The 22,029-nt window shown below is 60.5% G+C and carries 17 protein-coding genes; 11 read left to right on the plus strand and 6 right to left on the minus strand.

Features of this window, described 5'->3' with window-relative positions:
• Positions 1–84 precede the first annotated feature (84 nt).
• The 8 genes from LQ231_RS17300 to LQ231_RS17335 all read left to right on the plus strand — a co-directional run bounded on the left by LQ231_RS17300 (position 85) and on the right by LQ231_RS17335 (position 11,783).
• The gene (locus tag LQ231_RS17300; RefSeq protein ID WP_230172469.1) at positions 85–1,335 is read left to right on the plus strand and encodes a TadE/TadG family type IV pilus assembly protein; all 1,251 of its coding nucleotides are present in this window, start codon (positions 85–87) and stop codon (positions 1,333–1,335) included.
• A gap of 265 nt (positions 1,336–1,600) precedes the next feature.
• Positions 1,601–4,063 carry a glycogen/starch/alpha-glucan phosphorylase gene (locus LQ231_RS17305; protein WP_230172470.1) on the plus strand — a complete coding sequence of 821 codons (2,463 nt, stop codon included), beginning with the start codon at positions 1,601–1,603 and terminating at the stop codon, positions 4,061–4,063.
• The gene (gene glgB, locus LQ231_RS17310) at positions 4,063–6,276 is read left to right on the plus strand and encodes a 1,4-alpha-glucan branching protein GlgB (RefSeq protein ID WP_230172471.1); all 2,214 of its coding nucleotides are present in this window, start codon (positions 4,063–4,065) and stop codon (positions 6,274–6,276) included. The genes LQ231_RS17305 and glgB overlap by 1 nt, the downstream gene beginning before the upstream one ends.
• Positions 6,277–6,288: 12 nt before the next feature.
• Positions 6,289–7,548 carry a glucose-1-phosphate adenylyltransferase gene (gene glgC, locus LQ231_RS17315; RefSeq protein WP_113142171.1) on the plus strand — a complete coding sequence of 420 codons (1,260 nt, stop codon included), beginning with the start codon at positions 6,289–6,291 and terminating at the stop codon, positions 7,546–7,548.
• A gap of 8 nt (positions 7,549–7,556) precedes the next feature.
• Positions 7,557–8,996 (plus strand): glycogen synthase GlgA, encoded by a 1,440-nt coding sequence (gene glgA, locus LQ231_RS17320; RefSeq protein WP_230172472.1) that lies wholly within the window; start codon positions 7,557–7,559, stop codon positions 8,994–8,996.
• A gap of 4 nt (positions 8,997–9,000) precedes the next feature.
• The gene (locus LQ231_RS17325) at positions 9,001–10,632 is read left to right on the plus strand and encodes an alpha-D-glucose phosphate-specific phosphoglucomutase (RefSeq protein WP_230172474.1); all 1,632 of its coding nucleotides are present in this window, start codon (positions 9,001–9,003) and stop codon (positions 10,630–10,632) included.
• Between the two features lie 67 nt (positions 10,633–10,699).
• Complete coding sequence (locus LQ231_RS17330; RefSeq protein WP_230172476.1) at positions 10,700–11,257, plus strand: hypothetical protein; 558 nt, start codon at positions 10,700–10,702, stop codon at positions 11,255–11,257.
• A complete protein-coding gene (locus LQ231_RS17335; protein ID WP_230172478.1) occupies positions 11,250–11,783 on the plus strand; it encodes a hypothetical protein in 534 nt (177 codons plus the stop codon). Before LQ231_RS17330 ends, LQ231_RS17335 begins: the two co-directional genes overlap by 8 nt.
• A 6-nt stretch (positions 11,784–11,789) precedes the next feature.
• Here LQ231_RS17335 and LQ231_RS17340 read toward each other — a convergent pair whose 3' ends face one another.
• Both LQ231_RS17340 and LQ231_RS17345 read right to left on the minus strand, forming a co-directional pair.
• Positions 11,790–12,236, minus strand: coding sequence for an SRPBCC family protein (locus LQ231_RS17340; RefSeq protein WP_230172479.1), 447 nt, complete (start codon positions 12,234–12,236; stop codon positions 11,790–11,792).
• Positions 12,237–12,269: 33 nt separating this feature from the next.
• Positions 12,270–12,875, minus strand: coding sequence for a TetR/AcrR family transcriptional regulator (locus LQ231_RS17345; protein ID WP_230172482.1), 606 nt, complete (start codon positions 12,873–12,875; stop codon positions 12,270–12,272).
• 197 nt (positions 12,876–13,072) lie between these two features.
• Here LQ231_RS17345 and glgX point away from each other — a divergent pair, with 197 nt between their 5' ends.
• The 3 genes from glgX to LQ231_RS17360 all read left to right on the plus strand — a co-directional run bounded on the left by glgX (position 13,073) and on the right by LQ231_RS17360 (position 16,676).
• Entirely contained in the window at positions 13,073–15,031 is a 1,959-nt protein-coding gene (gene glgX / locus LQ231_RS17350; protein ID WP_230172483.1) for a glycogen debranching protein GlgX, read from the plus strand.
• Positions 15,032–15,120: 89 nt separating this feature from the next.
• Positions 15,121–15,609 carry a MaoC family dehydratase gene (locus LQ231_RS17355; protein ID WP_230172484.1) on the plus strand — a complete coding sequence of 163 codons (489 nt, stop codon included), beginning with the start codon at positions 15,121–15,123 and terminating at the stop codon, positions 15,607–15,609.
• A gap of 8 nt (positions 15,610–15,617) precedes the next feature.
• Entirely contained in the window at positions 15,618–16,676 is a 1,059-nt protein-coding gene (locus LQ231_RS17360) for a DUF2332 family protein (protein WP_230172486.1), read from the plus strand.
• 43 nt (positions 16,677–16,719) lie between these two features.
• On the opposite strand, the gene LQ231_RS17365 is transcribed toward LQ231_RS17360, so the two are convergent.
• The 4 genes from LQ231_RS17365 to LQ231_RS17380 are packed head-to-tail and all read right to left on the minus strand — an operon-like array spanning position 16,720 to position 21,864.
• On the minus strand, positions 16,720–17,289 hold the full coding sequence (locus tag LQ231_RS17365) for a sarcosine oxidase subunit gamma (RefSeq protein WP_230172488.1): 570 nt from the start codon (positions 17,287–17,289) through the stop codon (positions 16,720–16,722).
• Positions 17,282–20,275, minus strand: coding sequence for a sarcosine oxidase subunit alpha (locus LQ231_RS17370; RefSeq protein ID WP_230172491.1), 2,994 nt, complete (start codon positions 20,273–20,275; stop codon positions 17,282–17,284). Before LQ231_RS17370 ends, LQ231_RS17365 begins: the two co-directional genes overlap by 8 nt.
• Positions 20,272–20,592, minus strand: coding sequence for a sarcosine oxidase subunit delta (locus LQ231_RS17375; protein WP_113142181.1), 321 nt, complete (start codon positions 20,590–20,592; stop codon positions 20,272–20,274). Before LQ231_RS17375 ends, LQ231_RS17370 begins: the two co-directional genes overlap by 4 nt.
• Before the next feature lie 18 nt (positions 20,593–20,610).
• Positions 20,611–21,864, minus strand: coding sequence for a sarcosine oxidase subunit beta family protein (locus LQ231_RS17380; RefSeq protein WP_230172493.1), 1,254 nt, complete (start codon positions 21,862–21,864; stop codon positions 20,611–20,613).
• Positions 21,865–22,029: the final 165 nt, after the last annotated feature.

A 22,029-nucleotide genomic window follows, 5' to 3' on the forward strand; every position in this document is an offset into this window, starting at 1 on the left:
CAACAATTTTACCGGTCATTTTAGCCGGAACACAATAACTCCTGCCCTATAACCCATCCAAACGACTGCCTTTGGATGGACATGATGACTAGAACCAAGAGACAGCAGACTCTTTTTGCCCGGTTGCTCGGCGACCGTGGCGGCAATTTCGGCATGATGACTGCGATCATCCTGCCCGTGGCACTTGCGACCGCCGGCATTGCCATGGATCTCAACAAGATGGTTCAGATCCGGGCCGCACTCCAGGATTCCGCCGATGCCGCGACACTGGCAGCAGCGTCGGCGCTGGCATCCAAGGGTATTACCGACGATCAGGCTCTAGAGCTCGCCAAGACCTTCATGGCGGCAGAGTTCAACAACGTCATCAACGGTGGCAAAGGGGCCGGTGGCGACAGCGAAATCCCGGCGGGTGAAGATGACCCTGACGCCATCGACAAGACCGCAATTGGTTCGGTCGAGCGCAATACCACAACGGCATCCGGCAAGACCTTCGACGTGACGCTCTCCGGCTACTACAACATGCCAACCAACGGCCTGACGAGCGTTCTCGGCTGGGACAAGGTCAAACTCAGCGTCACCAGCACCGCGCAAAGCACGACAGAGAGCAAGAATGCCCTGTCGATGTTCCTCGTCCTCGACCGGTCTGGCTCGATGGCGGAGAACACGAGCACGGTCAATGCGGCTCAGCCAGAAAAGACCGTTTCCTATGACTGCAGCTATTACAACAACAAAGGCAAGTATGTCAGCAAGACCTGCACGAGGCAGGAGACCAACTACTACACAAAGATCGAAGCACTGAAGCTGGCCGCTGCCAATCTGACAAAGCAGCTGGATTCCGCCGACACCGAAAAGAAATACGTGCGGACAGCCGCAGTCTCTTATCATTCCGCGATGCAGACACCGACAACATTTGAATGGGGAACCGCCAAGGCACTGGCCTATGTGCAAGCCTTGCCGGCCAGCGGCAACACCGATTCCTCCGCGGCCATGGCAAGAGCCTATACTGACGTAACGGCTGCGAGCGAACTCACGGCACACAAGAACAAGAACGGTCAAAAAAATCCCGGCAGGTTCATCGTCTTCATGACCGACGGCGACAACAATCAGACCAGTGCCGATACCAAGACTTTGGCGACCTGCACCTCCGCCAAGACGGCGGGTGTCGAGATCTTCACGGTTGCCTTCATGGCGCCGAGCCGTGGCCAGGCACTGCTGAGCAAATGCGCCACAGACACATCGCACTATTATGACGCAGGCAGCGCGGCCGAACTTGTTGCCGCTTTCAAGGAGATCGGCGAGAAGGCCACACAGGCTTCCACCCGCCTGACCAACTGAGCCTAGCCAAAGCGTTATGGCAAAATCCCCTGCAAAGCCGCGGCCGACAAGGCCGCGGCTTTTTTTCACCACGCAGGATTCGGTGATATAGTCGAAAACTCAAAAGCTTAATGGCGGAACAAAAGGCTCCGACATTTTATCGATGGCAGCCTTTGGCCTGTTGCAACTGTTTCATATCAGTGCGTAAACTGCATGTGAGGGGGACGATCACCGGCGCTCAAGAATCGGTGACGGCCCGGATGACCCAGCAACTCCAGGCGGACCGATGATCAAAACTCCCCACACAGCTGACCTTCCCCTTCCCAAGCGCATCGCATCCGATCCGGATGCCCTTGCTGCCGAAATCATGGAGAAGCTGACTTACGCGATCGGCAAGGATGCCAAGGTCGCAACGCCGCATGACTGGCTGACGGCAACCATCCTCGTGGTGCGCGACCGCATCATCGACAAATGGATGGAATCGACCCGCACCACCTATCACAACAACGGCAAGCGGGTTTACTACCTGTCGCTGGAATTCCTCATCGGCCGTCTGATGCGCGACGCCATGTCGAACCTCGGCCTTATGGAAGACATTCGCCAGGCTCTGACCTCGCTCAGCGTCGAACTCGACGTCATCGCCGGCCTTGAACCGGATGCAGCCCTCGGCAATGGTGGCCTCGGCCGCCTCGCCGCCTGCTTCATGGAATCGATGGCGACGGTCAACATTCCTGCCTATGGCTACGGCATCCGCTACGTCCATGGCCTCTTCCGCCAGCAGATGGCCGAGGGATGGCAGGTCGAGCTGCCGGAAAGCTGGCTGGCACACGGCAATCCCTGGGAATTCGAACGTCGCGAAAGCTCATACGAAGTCGGTTACGGCGGCACGGTCGAGACGATCACCAGCCCGGAAGATGAGTTGCGCTACGTCTGGAAACAGGGCGAGCGGGTGATCGCCACCGCCTACGATACGCCGGCCGTTGGCTGGCGCGGCGAACGCGTCAACACTTTGCGCCTGTGGTCCGCCCAGCCGATCGACCCGATCCTGCTCGATGCCTTCAACGCCGGCGACCACATCGGCGCGCTGCGCGAGAGCAACAAGGCCGAAAGCCTGACCAGGGTTCTGTACCCGGCAGACGCAACGCCTGCCGGCCAGGAGCTGCGCCTCAGGCAGGAGTATTTCTTCTGTTCCGCTTCGCTGCAGGATATCGTCCGACGCCACCTGCAGCAGGGAAATACGCTGGCCGCCCTGCCCGACAAGGTCGCCATTCAGCTGAACGACACGCACCCCGCTGTGTCCGTCGTCGAACTCATGCGCCTGCTCGTCGACGTGCACGGTCTCGATTTCGACACGGCCTGGGACATCACATGGAAGACCTTTTCCTACACCAACCACACACTGCTTCCCGAAGCATTGGAAAGCTGGCCCGTCCCGCTGTTCGAACGGCTTTTGCCGCGCCACATGCAGCTGGTGTATGAAATCAACGCCAAGATCCTGCTGGCGGCCCGCAAGAATCGCGGTTTCTCCGACAGTGAAATCAGCCGTATCTCGCTGATCGACGAAAGCGGCGATCGCCGCGTACGCATGGGCAATCTTGCCTTTATCGGCGCGCACTCGATCAACGGCGTCTCCGCCCTGCATACGGAACTGATGAAGGAAACGGTCTTCTCCGACCTGCACAAGCTTTATCCGACCCGCATCAACAACAAGACCAACGGCATCACGCCACGCCGCTGGCTGATGCAGTGCAATCCGGATCTGACCGCGCTGATCAAGGAGGCCATCGGCCCCGAATTCCTGGATGATGCGAGCAAGCTGACGGCCCTTGATGCCTTCGCCGACGATGCGAGCTTCCAGCAGAAATTCGCCGCCGTGAAGCGTTCCAACAAGGAAAAGCTGGCAGCCCTGGTGGCCGGCCGCATGGGCATCCGTCTCGACCCCAACGCGATGTTCGACATACAGATCAAGCGTATCCACGAGTACAAGCGTCAGCTCCTGAATATCATCGAGACGGTCGCCCTGTTCGACCAGATGCGCTCGCATCCGGAACGCGACTGGGTTCCACGCGTCAAGATCTTCGCCGGCAAGGCGGCGCCGAGCTACCATAACGCCAAGCTGATCATCAAACTCGCCAACGACGTCGCCCGCGTCATCAACAACGACCCTTCGGTCCGTGGTCTCCTCAAGGTCGTCTTCGTGCCGAACTACAATGTCTCGCTCGCCGAAGTCATGGTGCCGGCCGCCGACCTTTCCGAACAAATTTCGACCGCCGGCATGGAAGCATCGGGAACCGGGAACATGAAGTTCGCGTTGAACGGAGCATTGACCATCGGAACCCTCGATGGTGCCAATGTCGAAATGCGGGATCATGTCGGAGAGGAAAACATCGTGATTTTCGGAATGACCGCCGACGAAGTCGGTCGCCTCCGCGCCGATGGATACAATCCGCGTGCGGCGATCGATGCCTCCCGCGATCTTTCCCAGGCGCTTGCGGCGATTTCCTCCGGCGTGTTTTCTCCCGACGATCGCGAGCGTTATGCCGGGCTGATGCAGGGCATCTACCAGCATGACTGGTTCATGGTCGCCGCAGACTTCGATGCCTATACCCAGGCCCAGCGCAAGGTCGACGACATCTGGATCGACACGCCTGGCTGGTACTCGAAAACGATCCGCAATACCGCGCGCATGGGCTGGTTCTCTTCGGACCGTACCATCCGCCAGTACAACGCGGACATCTGGAGAGCTTGATGGCAAGATCGCCGAAGAAGGTCGGTGAGACAGGTAAGCCGGAAACACCGCCGGCTGAAGACGTGCAGGCAATTATCCAAGGCACCCATAACGATCCTTTCGCGATCTTGGGCATGCACCAGAGCGGCAGCGGTTTTATCGCGCGCTGCTTCGTGCCCGGCGCCGAAACGGTCACCGCGACAACCTTGAACGGCGCCGTGGTGGGTGAATTGTTATGCCTCGATCAGGCCGGATTTTTCGCCGGTCCGGTCAAGGTTCAGGGTTTGCAGCCGGTGCGCTACCGCGCAACGCGCGGCGATACCGAATGGACGGTGACCGACCCCTATAGTTTCGGCCCGATCCTCGGACCGATGGATGACTATTTCATCCGCGAAGGCTCGCATCTGCGTCTGTTCGACAAGATGGGCGCGCATCCGCTCAAGCATCAGGGCGTCGACGGCTTCCATTTTGCCGTCTGGGCGCCGAATGCCCGCCGCGTGTCGGTCGTCGGCGATTTCAACGAATGGGACGGCCGCCGCCATGTCATGCGCCTGCGCCGCGACACCGGCATCTGGGAAATCTTTGCCCCGGATGTGCGAACGGGTTCGGCCTATAAATTCGAGATCATCGGCAAGGATGGCGCTTTGCAGCCGTTGAAAGCGGATCCCTATGCCCGCCGTGCCGAACTGCGCCCGAAGAATGCCTCGGTGACCGCAGCCGAACTGGAGCAAGTCTGGGAAGACGAGGATCATCGCAAGCACTGGGCGTCGATCAACCAGCGGCAGCAGCCGATCTCGATCTACGAGGTTCACGCCGCCTCCTGGCAGCGTCACCACGATGGCGCGCTGCTGACCTGGGACGAAATGGCCGAGCGCCTGATCCCTTACTGCGTCGACATGGGTTTCACCCATATCGAATTCATGCCGATCTCCGAATATCCCTATGACCCGTCCTGGGGCTACCAGACGACCGGCCTGTTTGCCCCGACGGCGCGCTTCGGCGAACCGGAAGGGTTTGCCCGTTTCGTCAACGGCTGCCACAAGGTCGGCCTCGGCGTATTGCTCGACTGGGTGCCGGCGCATTTCCCCACCGATGCCCATGGCCTGCGCCATTTCGACGGCACGGCACTTTATGAGCACGAGGACCCGCGTCAGGGATTCCACCCCGACTGGAACACGGCGATCTACAATTTCGGCCGGATCGAGGTCCTGTCCTACCTGATCAACAATGCGCTTTACTGGGCCGAGAAATTCCACCTCGACGGCCTGCGCGTCGATGCGGTCGCCTCGATGCTCTATCTCGACTATTCGCGCAAAGAGGGCGAATGGGTGCCCAATGAATATGGCGGACGCGAAAATCTCGAATCCGTGCGTTTCCTGCAGTCGATGAATAGCCATGTCTATGGCAGCCATCCGGGCATCATGACCATTGCAGAGGAGAGCACCTCCTGGCCGAAAGTATCGCAGCCCGTCCATGAAGGCGGGCTCGGTTTCGGCTTCAAGTGGAACATGGGCTTCATGCATGACACGCTGAGCTACTTTGCCCGTGATCCGATCCACCGCAAGCATCACCATCAGGAACTGACCTTCGGCCTGCTCTATGCGTTTTCGGAAAATTTCGTCCTGCCGATTTCGCATGACGAAGTGGTGCATGGCAAAGGCTCGATGATCGCCAAGATGCCCGGCGACGACTGGCAGAAATTTGCCAATCTGCGCGCTTATTACGGTTTCATGTGGGGCCATCCCGGCAAGAAACTCCTGTTCATGGGCCAGGAATTTGCTCAGTGGAGCGAGTGGAGCGAGAGCCAGTCCCTCGACTGGAACCTGCTTCAGTATGCACCCCACGAAGGCATGCGCCGCCTGATCCGCGACCTCAACCTCACCTATCGCTCGAAGCCTGCGCTGCATGCGCGCGACTGCGAGGGCGAGGGCTTCGAATGGCTGATCAGCGAGGACCAGGACAATTCCGTCTTTGCCTGGCTGCGCAAGGCGCCGGGCGAAAAACCGATCGCCGTCATCTGCAATCTGACGCCGACCTTCCATTCGCACTATCGCATAAGCCTGCCTGCGGGTGGTCGCTGGCGTGAAATCATTAATACCGATGCCGAAATTTATGGCGGCAGCGGCAAGGGCAATGGTGGTCGGGTGGAGGCCCACACCTCTGGCGAAGGATGGGCAAAGGCGGTGATGACACTGCCGCCTCTGGCCGTGATCATGCTGGAACTGGAACAGTAAGGGGAGGAAAATATGACAGAAAAGCGGACCAAGAGCCTGTCGCGCGACGCCATGGCCTATGTTCTGGCCGGTGGCCGCGGCAGTCGTCTCAAGGAATTGACCGATCGCCGGGCAAAACCCGCCGTCTATTTCGGCGGCAAGGCACGCATTATCGATTTTGCACTCTCCAACGCGCTGAATTCCGGCATTCGCCGCATCGGCGTCGCCACGCAGTACAAGGCGCACTCGCTCATCCGCCATCTGCAGCTCGGCTGGAACTTCTTCCGCCCCGAGCGCAACGAAAGCTTCGACGTCCTGCCGGCCTCCCAGCGTGTCTCGGAAACGCAGTGGTATGAGGGCACGGCCGACGCGGTATTCCAGAACATCGATATTATCGAGCCCTATGGCCCGGAATACATGGTGATCCTTGCCGGCGACCACATCTACAAGATGGACTACGAGCAGATGCTCCAGCAGCATGTCGACACCGGCGCAGATGTCACCATCGGCTGCCTGGAAGTGCCGCGCATGGAGGCTGTCGGCTTCGGCGTCATGCATGTCGACGCGACCGACCGCATCATCGACTTCGTCGAGAAGCCTGCCGATCCGCCAGGCATTCCCGGCAACGAGGACATGGCGCTCGCCTCGATGGGCATCTATGTCTTCCACACCAAATTTCTGATGGAACTGCTGCGCCGCGATGCCGCCGATCCGAATTCGAGCCGCGATTTTGGCAAGGATATCATTCCCTACGTCGTCCAGAGCGGCAAGGCTGTCGCCCATCGCTTCGCGCGCTCCTGCGTCCGTTCCGATTTCGAGAAAACGCCGTACTGGCGCGACGTCGGTACCATTGACGCCTACTGGCAGGCCAATATCGACCTGACCGACATCGTTCCGGAACTCGACCTTTACGACAAGTCCTGGCCGATCTGGACCTATTCGGAAAACACACCGCCGGCCAAGTTCGTCCATGACGACGAAGGCCGTCGTGGCTCGGCGATCTCCTCGCTGGTCTCCGGCGACTGTATCATCTCCGGCTCATCATTGTACAAGAGCCTGCTGTTTACCGGCGTGCGTGCCAATTCCTATTCCCGCCTCGAAGGCGCTGTCGTCCTGCCCAAGGTTCAGGTTGGGCGTCATGCGCGGCTCACAAATGTCGTGATAGACCATGGCGTCGTGATCCCCGAAGGCCTGATCGTCGGCGAGGATCCGGAAATGGACGCCAAACGCTTCCGCCGCAGTGAAAACGGGATCTGCCTGATCACCCAGGCGATGATCGACAAATTGGGTTAGCCAAATCCATGAAAGTTCTTTCGGTCGCCTCCGAGCTCTATCCCTTGATCAAGACCGGCGGCCTCGCGGACGTCGCCGGTGCTCTGCCGCTTGCGCTCGCGGCCCATGCCATCGAGACCAAGACGCTCATTCCCGGCTATCCGGCCGTGATGAAGGCGATCAAGAAACCGAAGAAGGTGCACCAGTTCGACAACCTGCTTGGCGAACATGTGACCCTGCTCGCGGTCAACCACGACGGGCTGGATATCCTCGTACTTGACTGCCCGGCGCTCTATGAGCGGTCGGGCGGTCCCTATGTCGATGGCAATGCGCGAGACTATCCGGACAACTGGAAGCGCTTTGCCGTTCTATCCAAGGCAGGCGCCGAAATCGCGGCGGGAATTCTGCCTGATTTCGTGCCGGACCTCGTCCATGTGCACGACTGGCAGGGCGCCTTGACGCCCGTCTACATGCGTTATGCCGAGGCCCCGGAAAAGCCGAGCCTCATGACCATTCACAACATCGCCTTCCAGGGCCAGTTCTTCGCCGAACTCTTCCCCTATCTGGAACTGCCGCCGCACGCCTATACCGAAGCACTCGAATACTACGGCACGCTGAGCTACCTGAAGAGTGGCTTGGTGACCGCCCACGCCGTCAGCACCGTCAGCCCCTCCTATGCCGAGGAAATCCTCACCCATGAATTCGGCATGGGCCTTGAAGGCCTGATCGCCGGTCGTTCCGACGATCTCTATGGCATTGTCAACGGCATCGATGCCGACGTCTGGAACCCGGCCAACGATGATCTGCTGGCATCCAACTACTCCGCGACCACGCTGAAGAAACGTCCGGTCAACAAGACGGCACTGATCAAGCGGTTCGGCCTGGACAGCGATGATGGTCCGCTGTTTTGCGTCATATCCCGCCTGACCTGGCAAAAAGGCCTCGACCTGCTCAGCGAGGTGATCGACGAATTTGTTGAATCCGGCGCGAAGCTTGCGATTCTGGGTTCCGGCGACAGTGCGATCGAAACCTCGCTGCAGGCGGCGGCAAGCCGACATCGCGGCCGCGTTGCCATGGTCCTGGGTTATGACGAAAAGCTGTCCCATCTGATGCAGGCGGGCGCCGACGTCATCCTCGTTCCATCCCGCTTCGAGCCCTGCGGCCTGACGCAACTCTACGCTCTACGTTATGGCTGCGTGCCGCTTGTCGCCCGCACCGGCGGTCTTGCCGACACCGTAATCGATGCCAATGAAGCAGCAATTTCGGCAGGTGTCGCCACCGGCATCCAGTTTGCACCGGTCACGGCCGAGGCCCTGCGCCGCGCGATCCGCCGCACCATCCGGCTGTATCAAGACCAGAAACTCTGGTCACAGATGCAGAAGCAGGGCATGAAATCGGACGTCTCCTGGGACCGCAGCGCCGCTCTCTATGCCGACCTCTATCAACGCCTCGTCTCGAAAGGCCAGTAAAACCATGATTTCCACCGTCACCACGAAACCCTATGCGGATCAGAAACCGGGCACGTCGGGACTGCGCAAGAAGGTTCCGGTGTTCCAGCAGGAGAACTATGCCGAAAATTTTATCCAGTCGATTTTCGATTCGCTGGACGGCTTCGAAGGCAAGACGCTGGTGATCGGCGGCGACGGCCGCTTCTACAATCGCGAAGTCATCCAGAAGGCGCTGAAAATGGCCGCAGCCAATGGCTTCGGCAAGGTCCTGGTCGGCCAGGGCGGCATTCTCTCGACGCCTGCCGCCTCGCATGTCATCCGCAAATACAAGGCCTTCGGCGGCATCGTGCTCTCGGCCAGCCACAACCCCGGCGGCCCGACCGAAGATTTCGGTATCAAGTATAATATCGGCAATGGCGGCCCTGCACCGGAAAAGATCACCGACGCGATCTATGCCCGCAGCAAGGTCATCGACAGCTACAAGACCGTCAATGCCGCCGATATCGATCTCGACAAGGTCGGCACATTCGAGCTGGGAGGCATGAAGGTCGCGGTGATCGACCCGGTTGCCGACTATGCCGAACTGATGGAAAGCCTGTTCGACTTCAATGCAATCCGCAACATGTTCGGCCTCGGCTTCCGCATGGTCTTCGACGCCATGAGCGCCGTCACCGGCCCCTATGCCAAGGACATCATCGAAGGCCGCCTCGGCGCACCTGAAGGCACCGTACGCAACTTCATTCCGCTGCCAGACTTCGGCGGCCACCACCCGGACCCGAACCTGGTGCATGCCAAGGAACTGTATGACGAGATGATGAGCGGTGCAGGCGCGCCCGATTTCGGTGCGGCCTCCGACGGCGATGGCGACCGCAACCTGGTCATCGGCAAGGGCATCTTCGTCACCCCCTCCGACAGCCTGGCGATCCTGGCGGCCAATGCCCATCTGGCGCCCGGCTATTCGGGCGGCATCGCCGGCATCGCTCGCTCCATGCCGACCAGCGCAGCCGCTGACCGCGTCGCCGAAAAGCTCGGCATCGGCATCTACGAGACGCCGACCGGCTGGAAGTTCTTCGGCAACCTGCTCGACGCCGGCAAGGTGACGATCTGCGGCGAGGAAAGCGCCGGCACCGGCTCCAACCATGTCCGCGAAAAGGATGGTCTCTGGGCCGTCCTGCTCTGGCTCAACATTCTCGCCGTTCGTGGCGAAAGCGTCACCGACATCGTTCATCAGCATTGGGCCACCTACGGTCGCAACTATTATTCGCGTCACGATTACGAGGGTGTGGACACCGAACGTGCCAACGGCCTCGTCGCCATGCTGCGTGACAAACTGGCGACGCTGCCCGGCACCAGGGTCGGCGACCTGACCGTCGCCGCAGCCGACGACTTTTCCTACCATGATCCGGTCGATCACTCGGTCTCCAACAATCAGGGCATCCGCGTCCTGTTCGAAGGCGGCAGCCGCGTCGTCTTCCGCCTGTCCGGCACCGGCACCTCAGGCGCTACCCTGCGCGTCTATATCGAGCGCTACGAGCCGGACGCCTCGCGCCACCACATCGAGACCCAGGTAGCCCTCGCCGAACTGATCGCCGCTGCCGAAACGCTAGCCGAGATCAAGAGCCGCACGGCTTTCGACGAACCGACAGTGATCACCTGAGGCGAGAGTGGAAGCCGCATCAACTTATGCTACATTGATGCGCTCCACCTGAAAACGCGGAACGGTTATGAACACGCCGAGGAAAAACGCTGCAGAATTTGATGAATTTGTCTTGCGGCAACAGTCCACGGAGATTGAAGCCGCATCAGTGGATTGGTGTCAGGAACGCGACCAATGGCTTGACTATCTCAACGTACTGTACACGGCGGTGGAGGCTTTCCTGAAGCCTTACATTGACGGCGGAACCATCGCCATCAGCTACAAGGATGTGTTGCTGAACGAAGAGAACATCGGCGAATACACTGCGCGACAGATGGTGCTTCAAATTGGCAAGCAACATGTTGTATTCACACCGATTGGAACACTTTTGATCGGCACAAAAGGCCGTGTCGATGTTGAAGGTGCCGCCGGAAAAGCTCGCCTCATTCTGGCGGACCGTGACGCTCAGCGACCTCAGATCAAGGTGACGGTAAAAAGAGATGGTGACAACCCACGTCCAGTGACGGAGCCTCCGACCGACATCGATTGGACATGGAAGATTGCGACCATGCCGCCACAAGTATCCTATATCGATCTGACACAGGATTCGCTGTTCGAACTGGTTATGGAAGTTGCGAATGGCTGATCGTGTTGCCTTTTCCGGTGACAATCAGTCCATTTCGCATATCGCGCTCCATCACAGCGATCTTGAAAATGCTCTCAGAGCTTATTTCAGTTTCACTTCGGCCCAGGTCTCAATGCGTTTCATCGGATATTCTAAGAGCGACCTGACCACGGAGTTGCAAGAACGGCTGAACGAAATTGAGCTGTCTTCCTCCATGGCAGTGCTGGCGGCAGTGGAAGCATCCTTCCGAATTGACTACCTTCAACGGTGCCAGCAACGAAGAAAAGATCCGATTTCGCGCGCGTTTCGTGAGATATATGGACACAAACAAACGCATGCCTCTCTGGAGGACGACATTTTCGGCACCTGGATCGACCGATTTGACGGTGCAAGAGTGATCATCGGAGAGTTGCGCGGCGCCTTCAAATTTCGACACTGGTTGGCGCATGGCCGATATTGGAAACCGAAATTCGGGCGCCGCTATGACTTCAATGATATCTACACCATAGCCGACATTGCCCTGAAGCACTTCGACCTGCTCGTTTGATATCAATCACTCCTGCTGGATATCCGGCTCGACCAGCAGAGCGAGCTGCGCCAGCGATTCCTGCCAGCCGAGATAACAGGCCGCCTCCGGGATTATTTCCGGCACACCCGCCTGGGTGATCTTGATGTCCGTCCCGCAGAACACTTCCGTCAGATCCACCGTGACATTCATCTCGCCCGCCAGGTTGGGATCGTCGAACACGTCGTTGTAGCGGATCAGCTTGCCCGGAATGAGCTCCAGATAGGTGCCGCCGAAACTGTGCGATTGCTGCGTGGTGAAATTGGTGAACGACATCCGGAACGTGCCTCCCACCTTCGATTCGAAGTGATGCATCTTGGCGACGAAACCATAGGGCGGGACCCATTTGCACTGGGCGTCCGGATCCATGAAGGCGCGGTACACCTTTTCCGGCGACGCTTTCAACACGCGGTGCAGTCGGATTGTATGGGGCATTGTCATTCCTCCTCTGGTGATTTCGTCTAGGTCTCAATCTTTCACGCGCATGATCATGTCGAGATAGCGCCGCAGATGCCGAAGGTTCCCACGGGCAATCTCCGGATCGAGTTTCGCCTTGGCAAAGATGAACGAGCCCTGCAGCACCGCTTGAATGAAATAGCCGACACTCTCCGCCGTCCATGCCGCATCCGCAGCGTACCGCGCGCGTACAAGCTCGAGATCGGTGGCCAGCCTTGCGATATGCGCCGACATGCCGAGATCGCAGGCTTCGCGGATCGCGGGATGCGACTGATAGGTTTCCTGCACCAGCGTGCCAAGCAGGCAGGTGAATTCCGGCACATCGAGGTCGAGGATGGCCATGCGGAAATCGACATAGCCGAGGATGCGGTCGCGCGGATCGGCGAGGCTCTGGTATGGCGCCTGCTCGAAGACGTCGGTGGTGAACTGGTTCCAATGATCGACCGCGCCGAGGACCAGTTCTTCCTTGCTCTTGAAGTGGTGGAAGAAGCTACCTTTGCTGACGCCGGCACGCCGGCAGATATCGTCCACCGTCGTTGCCGCATAACCCTGCTCACGGACCAGACCGAGCGTGGCATCCAGCAGCTTCATGCGTGACGGGTGGATGATCTCGTTCATGTCGGCGCCCTTCCTCTTGCACATCATTAAACCAACCAGTTGGTATGCTGTCAATAGCGAACTTTCTTGGGCCCACGCCGTGGAAAATGGAACAAAGCAACCTGAAGACGACCCGCAAGCGTTTCGTCCGCTTCAGCAGGTGCTAACCTATCGGCGTGACACAGAGAGATTCGCCACCCCAAACCGCGGAAGACGTCATGAGCCAAAACCCTCTCGGAGCCGTCCTGCATCCCGCCGGCACAGATTTTTCCCTCTGGTCGCATCACGCCACATTGATCGAACTCTGCCTCTTCGATGCCGATGGCCGCACGGAAAACGCCCGCCTGCCGATGACGCGCGGCGAAGACGATGTGCACCGGCTTTTTGTTGGAAGCGCCGGCGAAGGCACCCGTTACGGCTTCCGCGCCCATGGCCCTTACGATCCGGCGGAAGGCCACTGGTACGATCCGTCGAAACTGCTCGTCGATCCCTATGCCAAGGAGCTCGATCGCCCTTTTGTCCACGATCCCAGGCTTGCAGAATTCGGTACGGACACCGCCGACCTTGTGCCGAAAGCCATCGTCACCCGCGATGTGCCGGTCAAGGCGATGATGCCGCTCCTGCCGCGCGGCGGCTTCATCTACGAAGTCGCGGTCAAACCTTTCACCATGCTGCACCCCGATGTGCCTGAAGCGCAGCGCGGCACGCTGGCAGCCCTCGCCCATCCCTCGGTCATCGCCCATCTGAAAAAGATCGGTGTCGATGCCGTCGAACTGATGCCGATCACCGCATGGCTCGACGAGCGCCACCTGCCGCCGCTCGGCCTCACCAACAGCTGGGGTTACAACCCGATCGCCCTGATGGCGCTCGATCCCCGCCTGGTGCCGGGCGGCGTCAAGGAACTGCGCGACACGGTCGCGGCCCTGCATCACGAGGGCATCGGCGTCATCCTCGACCTCGTCTTCAACCACACCGGCGAAAGCGATGTGCAGGGCGCGACACTGTCGATGCGCGGCATCGACAACCGCTCGCTCTATCGCCACCTGCCGGATGATCCCTCAACGCTTGTCAACGACACCGGCTGCGGCAATACCCTCGCCTGCGATCATCCGATGCTGCGCCGGCTGATCATCGATTCCCTTCGCCACTTCGTCCTGCAGGGCGGCGTCGACGGTTTCCGCTTCGACCTCGCGCCGATCATCGGCCGCCATTGGGACGGCTTCCACCGCGATGCGCCGACGCTGAAGGCCATGCTTGAGGACGATGTGCTGGAAGACCGCATCATGATCGCCGAACCCTGGGACATCGGCCCAGGCGGCTACCAGCTCGGCCAGTTTCCGCCTCCCATTCTCGAATGGAATGACCGCGCCCGCGATACCTTTCGCCGTTACTGGCGCGGCGACAGCCACCTGACCGGCGACCTCGCCACGGCTCTGGCCGGCTCCGCCGACCTCTTCGCCCACCACGGCGGCAAGGCGACCCGCAGCGTCAACTTCATCGCCGCCCATGACGGCTTCACCCTGCTCGACCTCGTCTCGCACGAACACAAGCACAACGAAGCCAATGGCGAGTACAATCGCGACGGCCATAACGAGAACCACTCGTGGAACAACGGTGCCGAAGGCGAGACCACAGACCGCACGATCCTGCGCAACCGCCGGCTGGATGTGGCAGCCCTGCTCGCCACGCTCTTTGCCAGCCGTGGCACGATCATGCTGACGGCCGGCGACGAATTCGGCCGCAGCCAGCGCGGCAACAACAATGCCTATTGCCAGGACAATGCTCTCACCTGGCTGGATTGGCAAAACCGCGACAGCGAACTGCTGGAAACGACCGCAAGCCTTGCCGCCATGCGCCAGCGCTTCACCGCGTTCTCCGACACACAATTCCTCGAGGGCAATGGCGACGTCGAATGGCTTTCGGCAAGTGGCGACGCTATGACCGTTGCCGACTGGGAAGATCCGGATCTCAAGGTCTTTGCCATGCTATTGAAAACGCTGGATCGCCAGACCGGAAAGCCGGCCCGCATCGCCGTTCTTTTCAATCGCGCGCATGAGACGCGCGACATGAGCCTTCGTCCCGAAACGGGACGGAAATGGAAGAAGCTGTCCACCGGGCGCGGTGCGACGGCAATTCACCTGAGACCGCGTTCTGTCGAATTCTGGCTCGAAGCATGATTTGTTGCTGAGAGGCACAACGCGGCTATTCCGCATGACATGAACCACCTATAACCTGTCGGAAAATATCGACAAAAGAGTGAGGTTCCATGCCGCGTGAGATTTCTCTGTCCGAGGTTCCGGGGCTCGTCGGAACCGTCGTCGGTGTCTCCGACTGGATCACTGTCGACCAGACCATGATCGACGCCTTTGCCGGCGCGACCAATGACCACCAGTTCATCCACACCGACCCCGTGCGCGCTGCGGCCGAAACGCCCTATGGCGGCACGATCGCCCACGGCTTCCTGACGCTCTCCCTGCTTTCGGCGATGAACTACGACTGCCTGCCCAAGATCCGCGAACAGACGCTTGGCATCAACTACGGTTTCGACAAGGTGCGTTTCATGTCGCCGGTCAAATGCAACAAGCGCATCCGCGGCTCCTTCCTGCTCGCTGGTGCCCGCTTTCGCGGCGCCGGCATGCTGATGAACACCTATGACCTGACTGTCGAGATCGAGGACGAACGCAAGGCAGCCCTGACGGCCAGTTGGATCACCATCTCCCAGTTCGACCCGAAGGATCGCCCGGCAGGCGTGTGAGAGGGGCTATGCCGCACGAACGCGCAGAGATCATTCGCCAGAGTTTCCGCCGCCAGGCAAAGGCCTGCACCGATCTCGGCTCGCCGTTTATCGCACGACTGTGCACGCTGGCCGCCGAACGCCTGACGGAGGAGACGCCGGTCGGCACAACGCTCCTTGGCTGGCCCGGCAATCCCGACGGCACCGGAGATGCGCTGGCCCTGAGGCTGGCCGGTTGCCTTCATGCTCTGGTGCGCTCAGGTCTGGATCTGGACCTTGCTCAAGTCTATCCTCCGCATGATGTCACCGACGAGCACCTTTGGGCCTCCGTCGAAACTGCTCTTGTCCGCAACGAGGACTTCATCCTTCAGCGCCTGAAGTCAGCGCCGCAGACCAACGAAGTCCGCCGCTCTTCGGTTCTCCTGCCAGGCTTCCTGACAATCGCGGAGATATGCGGCAACCCTTTGCACCTGTCCGAAGTCGGCGCTAGCGCCGGTCTCAACTTGCACTGGGACCGTTATGCCTACACGCTGGGCAAGGTCGAATGGGGCGGTCCGTCGCCGGTCGTGCTTCAGCCAGCATGGCAAGGCCCCTCACCGCCGATCGCCGATATCGAGATCATCGACCGCGCCGGCTGCGACCTGAACCCGCTCGATCCCGGCTTGGAAGCAGACCAGCTCCGGCTGTTTTCCTATATCTGGGCCGACCAGACGGATCGCCTGCAGAGAACGGCAGCAGCCCTTGCCATCGCCGCCGCCAGCCAGATCCGGGTCGAAAAGGCCGACGCCATCGACTGGCTGCGGATCCGGCTCTTGCAAGCGCATCCCGGCATGACCCACGTCGTCTACCACACTATTGCCTGGCAATATCTACCGGCAGCGCTGAAAGCCGAGGGCGAAGCCCTGATCGCCGAGGCAGGCGCACGCGCCACGTCAGAGGCACCGCTTGCCCGCCTGCAGCTCGAAGCCGATGACAAACCGGAGGGCGCGGCGATCCTGCTTACTCTGTGGCCCAACGGCGAGACCCGCGAGATCGGCCGGGCCGATTTTCACGGGCGCTGGGTGAAGTGGGTGGGGTGGCAGGACTAGATAGCGAGCAAAAAGGCTGGGTTTCCCCAGCCTTTCACAATGCTCAGAGCGAGGCGTCTTCCGCCCCTTCGGCCAGCATGCCGAAGGCATAAGTGGCAAAGGATCGCCAGCATTCGACGCGGAAGGTTTCTTCCTCGACGCGGTGCAGGATGATCTCGATCTTGCCGAACACCGTGCGGGTCACGGCGCCGACCGGGAAGGCGGCAAGCGACAGATCGAGCGCGCAGGCGCTGTTGATCGCCCCCGCCGAGGCCGGGCCGGAAACGATGATCGCGGTATTGCGATGGGAGACGTCGGCCGTCGAATGTGCCACGCCGGAGGCGGCACAATCTGCCATCAGGTCGCCGCCCTTTTCGTCGATCAGCAGCCATTCATCCGGACCGATCCAGAAAGCCGTGCGCGCCTTGGACGAGACCGATGCCCTTGGCTTGACCGGCAGTTTCAGCCCAAGCGACGTCGACAGAGCGGCCACGTCTTCGGCGCGGGCGCGCAGCACGACACGTCCGGCCGGCAAAGCCGGCGTCAGCCGCACCTTGGCGCTTCCGCCCTGGTAGCCGGAGAGAACGGGCCGGCGTTCGGCAATCACACGTTCAACAATCACAGGTTCAGCCATGGATCCGACCTCCTTCCTTGTCTACAAAGACCATGTCGGTCACTTCGACCGCGATGGTCTTGTCCTTCATCGGCACATAGAGCGTTTCGCCCATGCGCGCCCGTCCGCCGGCGACCATCGCAATGGCAATGGAACGTCCGAGGTTTTCCGACCAGTAGGACGAGGTCACATGTCCGAGCATGGTCATCGGTTTCGGCTGGTTCGGATTGGCGACGATCTGGCCGCCCTCTTCGAGCACTTCGCTCGGGTTCTTGGTCAGAAGGCCGACAAGCTGCTTGCGTCCTTCCTTGATCAGATCCGGACGTTTCATGCCGCGGATACCGACAAAGTCGGTCTTCTTCTTCGACACGGCCCAGGAAAGGCCGGCATCGTCCGCCGTCAGAGTGCCGTCGGTGTCTTGGCCGACGATGATATAACCCTTCTCGGCGCGCAGCACGTGCATGGTCTCGGTACCGTAGAGGCACGCCCCCAAAGACTGCGCCCGTTCCCAGATCTTTTGGAACACATCGGCGCCGAAATCGGCCGGCACGTTGATTTCGAAACCGAGTTCGCCAGTGAAGGACACGCGGAAGAGACGCGTCGGCACGCCGCAGAACGTGCCTTCAGCGACGCTCATATGCGGGAAGGCCTCGTTGGAGATGTCGATGCCCTCGACGAAGGGCGCAATGATCTCGCGTGCCTTCGGACCCTGCACCGCGATCACCGCCCATTGTTCGGTGGTCGAGGTCAGCCAGACCTTCAGATGCGGGAATTCCGTCTGCAGATAGTCTTCCATATGGTTGAGCACTCGCGGCGCACCGCCCGTGGTCGTGGTCACATGGAAACGGTCCTCGGCAAGACGACCGACGACGCCGTCGTCATAGATGAAGCCGTCTTCACGGGTCATGATGCCATAGCGCGCCTTGCCCGGCTTCAGCGTGTCCCAGGCGTTTGTATACATCAGGTTGAGGAATTCGGCCGCATCCGGGCCGACAACCTCGATCTTGCCGAGCGTCGAGGCGTTGAACACGCCCGCAGCGTCGCGAACGGTCTTGCATTCGCGGTTGACCGCCGCATGCATGTCCTCGCCCGGCTTCGGGTAGTACCATGCACGCTTCCAGTTGCCGACATCCTCGTATTCGGCGCCCTGGCTGACTTCATAGGCATGCATCGGCGTCTTGCGGGTCGGATCGAACAGCTCGCCACGCGAGTGGTTGATCAGCGTACCGAAAGTCACAGGCGTATAGGGCGCACGGAAAGTCGTGAGACCGACCTGCGGGATCTCCTTGCCCAGCACTTCAGCGGCAATCGCCAGACCGTGCATGTTCGACAGCTTGCCCTGGTCGGAGGCCATGCCGTTCGTCGTGAATCGCTTGATGTGCTCGATCGAATGCATACCTTCGCGAACGGCGAGACGAATGTCCTTGGCGCAGACATCGTGCTGGAAATCGACGAAAGCCTTGACCGTCGTGTCACGACCGGCCCCTTCGGCCGCACCAACCATGCCGCCGGTCCAGTCGTGCGCATTGGCACCGGAAAGCGAGACTGGCAAAGCTTCGGGAGCACCCGCCGCCCGTGCCATCGCCGTACCGGCAGCGGTCGCCTCGTCGAGCAAGGCCTGCAGGTCGTCGGTGCCATTGCAGGCGCCGACGCAGATGCAATCCTGCACGTAGACATCCGGCAGGAAGCGGTCATTGGCAGCGTCGAACTTCAATTTGCCGCGCGACTGCGAGAACAGATGCACCGACGGTGTCCAGCCGGCCGAGATCAGCAACGCATCGACTTCGATCTTGCGGCTCGACCCGCCGCCATTGCGGCGAACGGTGATCGAACGCACGCGCAGGCGCCCCGCCGTGTCGGTGACGCCGGAACCGGTCAGCACTTCGATACCCAGCGCACGGGCCTCGGCCAGCACCTTCTCGCCCGGCTTTTCGCGGACATCGACGATGACCGGAACAGAAACACCGGCCTTCTTCAGATCTATCGCCGCTTCATAGGCCGAATCATGCGCCGTATAGACGCCGACCTTCGCGCCGACGGCCACGCCGAAATGGTTCAGGTAGGTCCGGCCGGCAGAGGCCAGCATGATGCCCGGACGGTCATTGTTGGCAAACACCATGTGGCGCTCGATGGCGCCGCTGGCGATGATCACCCGCTTGGCCCGCACCTGCCACAGACGTTCGCGCGGCAAGGCCTTGCCCGGGTTCGAGATATGGTCGGTCACACGCTCGACCAGCGCGACATAATTGTGGTTGTGATAACCGAAGGCCGTCGTGCGGGTCAGCACGGTGACATTCGCCATGGCCTTGAGCTTGGCGACGGTTGCCTGCGCCCAGTCATAGCCGTTCTGCCCCTCGACGGCCGCATCGAGATCGTAATGGAAGGCACCGCCCATTTCGGGCTGTTCGTCGACGATGATCACACGCGCACCGGTCTTTGCTGCCGCAAGCGCTGCGGCAAGACCCGCAGCCCCGCCGCCAGCGACAAGCACGTCGCAATGGGCATAACGGTTGGCATAATGATCCGGATCGGCTTCCTTCGGCGCGACGCCGAGACCGGCAGCACGGCGGATGAAGGGCTCATAGATCTGGTGCCAGGCGGCCTTCGGCCACATGAAGGTCTTGTAGTAGAAGCCGGCGGCAAAGAACGGCGCCAGCAGGTTGTTGACTTCGCTGATGTCGAAGGTGAGCGACGGCCAGCGATTCTGCGTCTCGGCACGCATGCCGTCGAACACTTCCTGGACCGTGGCGCGCACGTTCGGCTGGCGGCGGGCCGCATCGCGCGAAATGTCGAGCAGCGCATTCGGCTCTTCCGGACCTGCGGTCAGGATGCCGCGCGGACGGTGGTATTTGAACGAGCGGCCGGCCAGTTGCATGCCGTTGGCCAGCATCGCCGAAGCGACGGTGTCGCCCTCATAGGCTGTCAGGCTGCGGCCATCGAGGGTGAAGCGGGCTGTGCGGGCGGGCGTCAGGCGGCCCTTGCCCGGAATACGATTGGCAGCACTCATGCCTTGTCTCCCTTCGGCTCGGCGGAAGCGACAAGCGTTGCCGGATCCGGCATCGGCTCGCCGGCCTTGTAGGTCAAGAGGATCTTGTCGCTGACGGTGTCACGAGCCGCGTTGAAGAAGCGACCGCAGCCATGCATATGGCGCCAGCGTTCAAAGATCAGACCCTTCGGATTGTCGCGCAGGAAGAAATAGTCGGCAAATTCCTCGTCGGAAATCGCCGAAATATTGGCAGGCCTGGCGATATGGGCTTCGCCGGCGGCGCGAAACTCGAGCTCTGCGCGCTCTTCTTCGCAATAGGGGCATTTGATGATCAGCATGTTGATCGATCCTTGAAATCAGTGAGCAACGGCAGCGGCGGCTGCCTCGTCGATCAGGCGGCCGGTGCGGAAGCGATCCAGCGTCAGGCCCTGGGCCAGCCGATGCGGCTCGCCCTTGGCGATCAGATGCGCGAACAGATTGGCCGAACCCGGCGTCGCCTTGAAACCGCCGGTTCCCCAGCCTGCGTTGACGAACAGGTTTTGAACCGGCGTCACGCTCTGGATCGGCGAACGGTCGGCCGTGTTGTCGGTAATCCCACCCCACTGGCGCATCATCTTGACACGGCGGAACATCGGGAACAGCTCGCAGATGGCGTCGAGCGTATGCGTGATGATCTGCATGCCGCCGGTCTGGCTGTAGGAATTGTACTGGTCCGTGCCAGCGCCAATGACCAGTTCGCCCTTGTCCGACTGCGAGATATAGGCATGCACCGTGTTCGACATCACCACGCAAGGGAAGATCGGCTTCATCGGCTCGGACACCAGTGCCTGTAGCGGTGTCGAATGCACCGGAAGACGCACGCCCGCCATGCCCATGACGACCGACGAATGGCCGGCCGCCGAAACGCCGACCTTCTTCGCGCCGACGAAGCCCTTGGTCGTGTCGACGCCGGTAACTTCACCATTCGGGCCACGGCGGATGCCGGTGACTTCGCAGTTCTGGATGATATGCACGCCGCGATCAGACGCCGCACGGGCAAAGCCCCAGGCGACCGCATCATGACGGGCGGTGCCGCCCCGCCGCTGCAACGCCGCACCATTGATCGCGTAGCGGGCGGTCTTGGAAATATCGAGCGGCGGACAGAAGGCCTTGGCCTGCTCCGGCGTCAGCCACTCATTGTCGATGCCATAGAGATTATTGGCATTCACATGGCGCTTGAACGACTGCTGGTCATGCACATTATGCGACAGCATCATCACGCCGCGCGGCGAATACATGACATTGTAATTAAGGTCCTGGGATAGACCCTCCCAGAGCTTCAGCGAATGCTCGTAGATGTCCATGCTCTCTTCATAGAGATAGTTGGACCGGATGATCGTCGTGTTGCGGCCGGTATTGCCACCGCCCAGCCAGCCCTTCTCGATGACAGCGACATTGGTGATGCCGTGCTCCTTGGCCAGATAATAGGCCGCACCGAGGCCATGGCCGCCGGCACCGATGATGATCACGTCGTAGGACTGCCGGGGCTCGGGAGAGGTCCACTGAGCCTCCCATCCCTTGTGGGCACGCATTGCCTCACGGACAACGGCAAAGACCGAATATTTGCGCATTCGCCTTAAACTCCTGTGGTTCAGGCACCTGGGTAGGACTATAGCAGTCGCAAATCAATATGCGTCATGACGTCCGTTTTGCGACGCAATGGCACTCAGCTTTCGACACGCCCGCTGTTGCCCCGCGAGAAAGCAAAATATCTTGACGGGAACACTTGCGCCATA

Origin of the sequence: Rhizobium sp. CECT 9324, assembly GCF_918741265.1 — a bacterium.
In the GTDB taxonomy this organism is placed as follows: Bacteria; Pseudomonadota; Alphaproteobacteria; order Rhizobiales; family Rhizobiaceae; genus Allorhizobium.

What these genes read in the sequence shown, in the direction of transcription:
- LQ231_RS17330 (WP_230172476.1), top strand. Translation starts at nt 10,700, where the DNA reads ATGAACACGCCGAGGAAAAACGCTGCAGAATTTGATGAATTTGTCTTG.
- LQ231_RS17305 (WP_230172470.1), top strand. Translation starts at nt 1,601, where the DNA reads ATGATCAAAACTCCCCACACAGCTGACCTTCCCCTTCCCAAGCGCATC.
- LQ231_RS17380 (WP_230172493.1), bottom strand. Translation starts at nt 21,864, where the DNA reads ATGCGCAAATATTCGGTCTTTGCCGTTGTCCGTGAGGCAATGCGTGCC.
- LQ231_RS17335 (WP_230172478.1), top strand. Translation starts at nt 11,250, where the DNA reads ATGGCTGATCGTGTTGCCTTTTCCGGTGACAATCAGTCCATTTCGCAT.
- LQ231_RS17360 (WP_230172486.1), top strand. Translation starts at nt 15,618, where the DNA reads ATGCCGCACGAACGCGCAGAGATCATTCGCCAGAGTTTCCGCCGCCAG.
- LQ231_RS17365 (WP_230172488.1), bottom strand. Translation starts at nt 17,289, where the DNA reads ATGGCTGAACCTGTGATTGTTGAACGTGTGATTGCCGAACGCCGGCCC.
- LQ231_RS17340 (WP_230172479.1), bottom strand. Translation starts at nt 12,236, where the DNA reads ATGCCCCATACAATCCGACTGCACCGCGTGTTGAAAGCGTCGCCGGAA.
- LQ231_RS17355 (WP_230172484.1), top strand. Translation starts at nt 15,121, where the DNA reads ATGCCGCGTGAGATTTCTCTGTCCGAGGTTCCGGGGCTCGTCGGAACC.
- glgB (WP_230172471.1), top strand. Translation starts at nt 4,063, where the DNA reads ATGGCAAGATCGCCGAAGAAGGTCGGTGAGACAGGTAAGCCGGAAACA.
- LQ231_RS17345 (WP_230172482.1), bottom strand. Translation starts at nt 12,875, where the DNA reads ATGAACGAGATCATCCACCCGTCACGCATGAAGCTGCTGGATGCCACG.
- glgX (WP_230172483.1), top strand. Translation starts at nt 13,073, where the DNA reads ATGAGCCAAAACCCTCTCGGAGCCGTCCTGCATCCCGCCGGCACAGAT.
- glgC (WP_113142171.1), top strand. Translation starts at nt 6,289, where the DNA reads ATGACAGAAAAGCGGACCAAGAGCCTGTCGCGCGACGCCATGGCCTAT.
- LQ231_RS17370 (WP_230172491.1), bottom strand. Translation starts at nt 20,275, where the DNA reads ATGAGTGCTGCCAATCGTATTCCGGGCAAGGGCCGCCTGACGCCCGCC.
- LQ231_RS17325 (WP_230172474.1), top strand. Translation starts at nt 9,001, where the DNA reads ATGATTTCCACCGTCACCACGAAACCCTATGCGGATCAGAAACCGGGC.
- LQ231_RS17300 (WP_230172469.1), top strand. Translation starts at nt 85, where the DNA reads ATGACTAGAACCAAGAGACAGCAGACTCTTTTTGCCCGGTTGCTCGGC.
- LQ231_RS17375 (WP_113142181.1), bottom strand. Translation starts at nt 20,592, where the DNA reads ATGCTGATCATCAAATGCCCCTATTGCGAAGAAGAGCGCGCAGAGCTC.
- glgA (WP_230172472.1), top strand. Translation starts at nt 7,557, where the DNA reads ATGAAAGTTCTTTCGGTCGCCTCCGAGCTCTATCCCTTGATCAAGACC.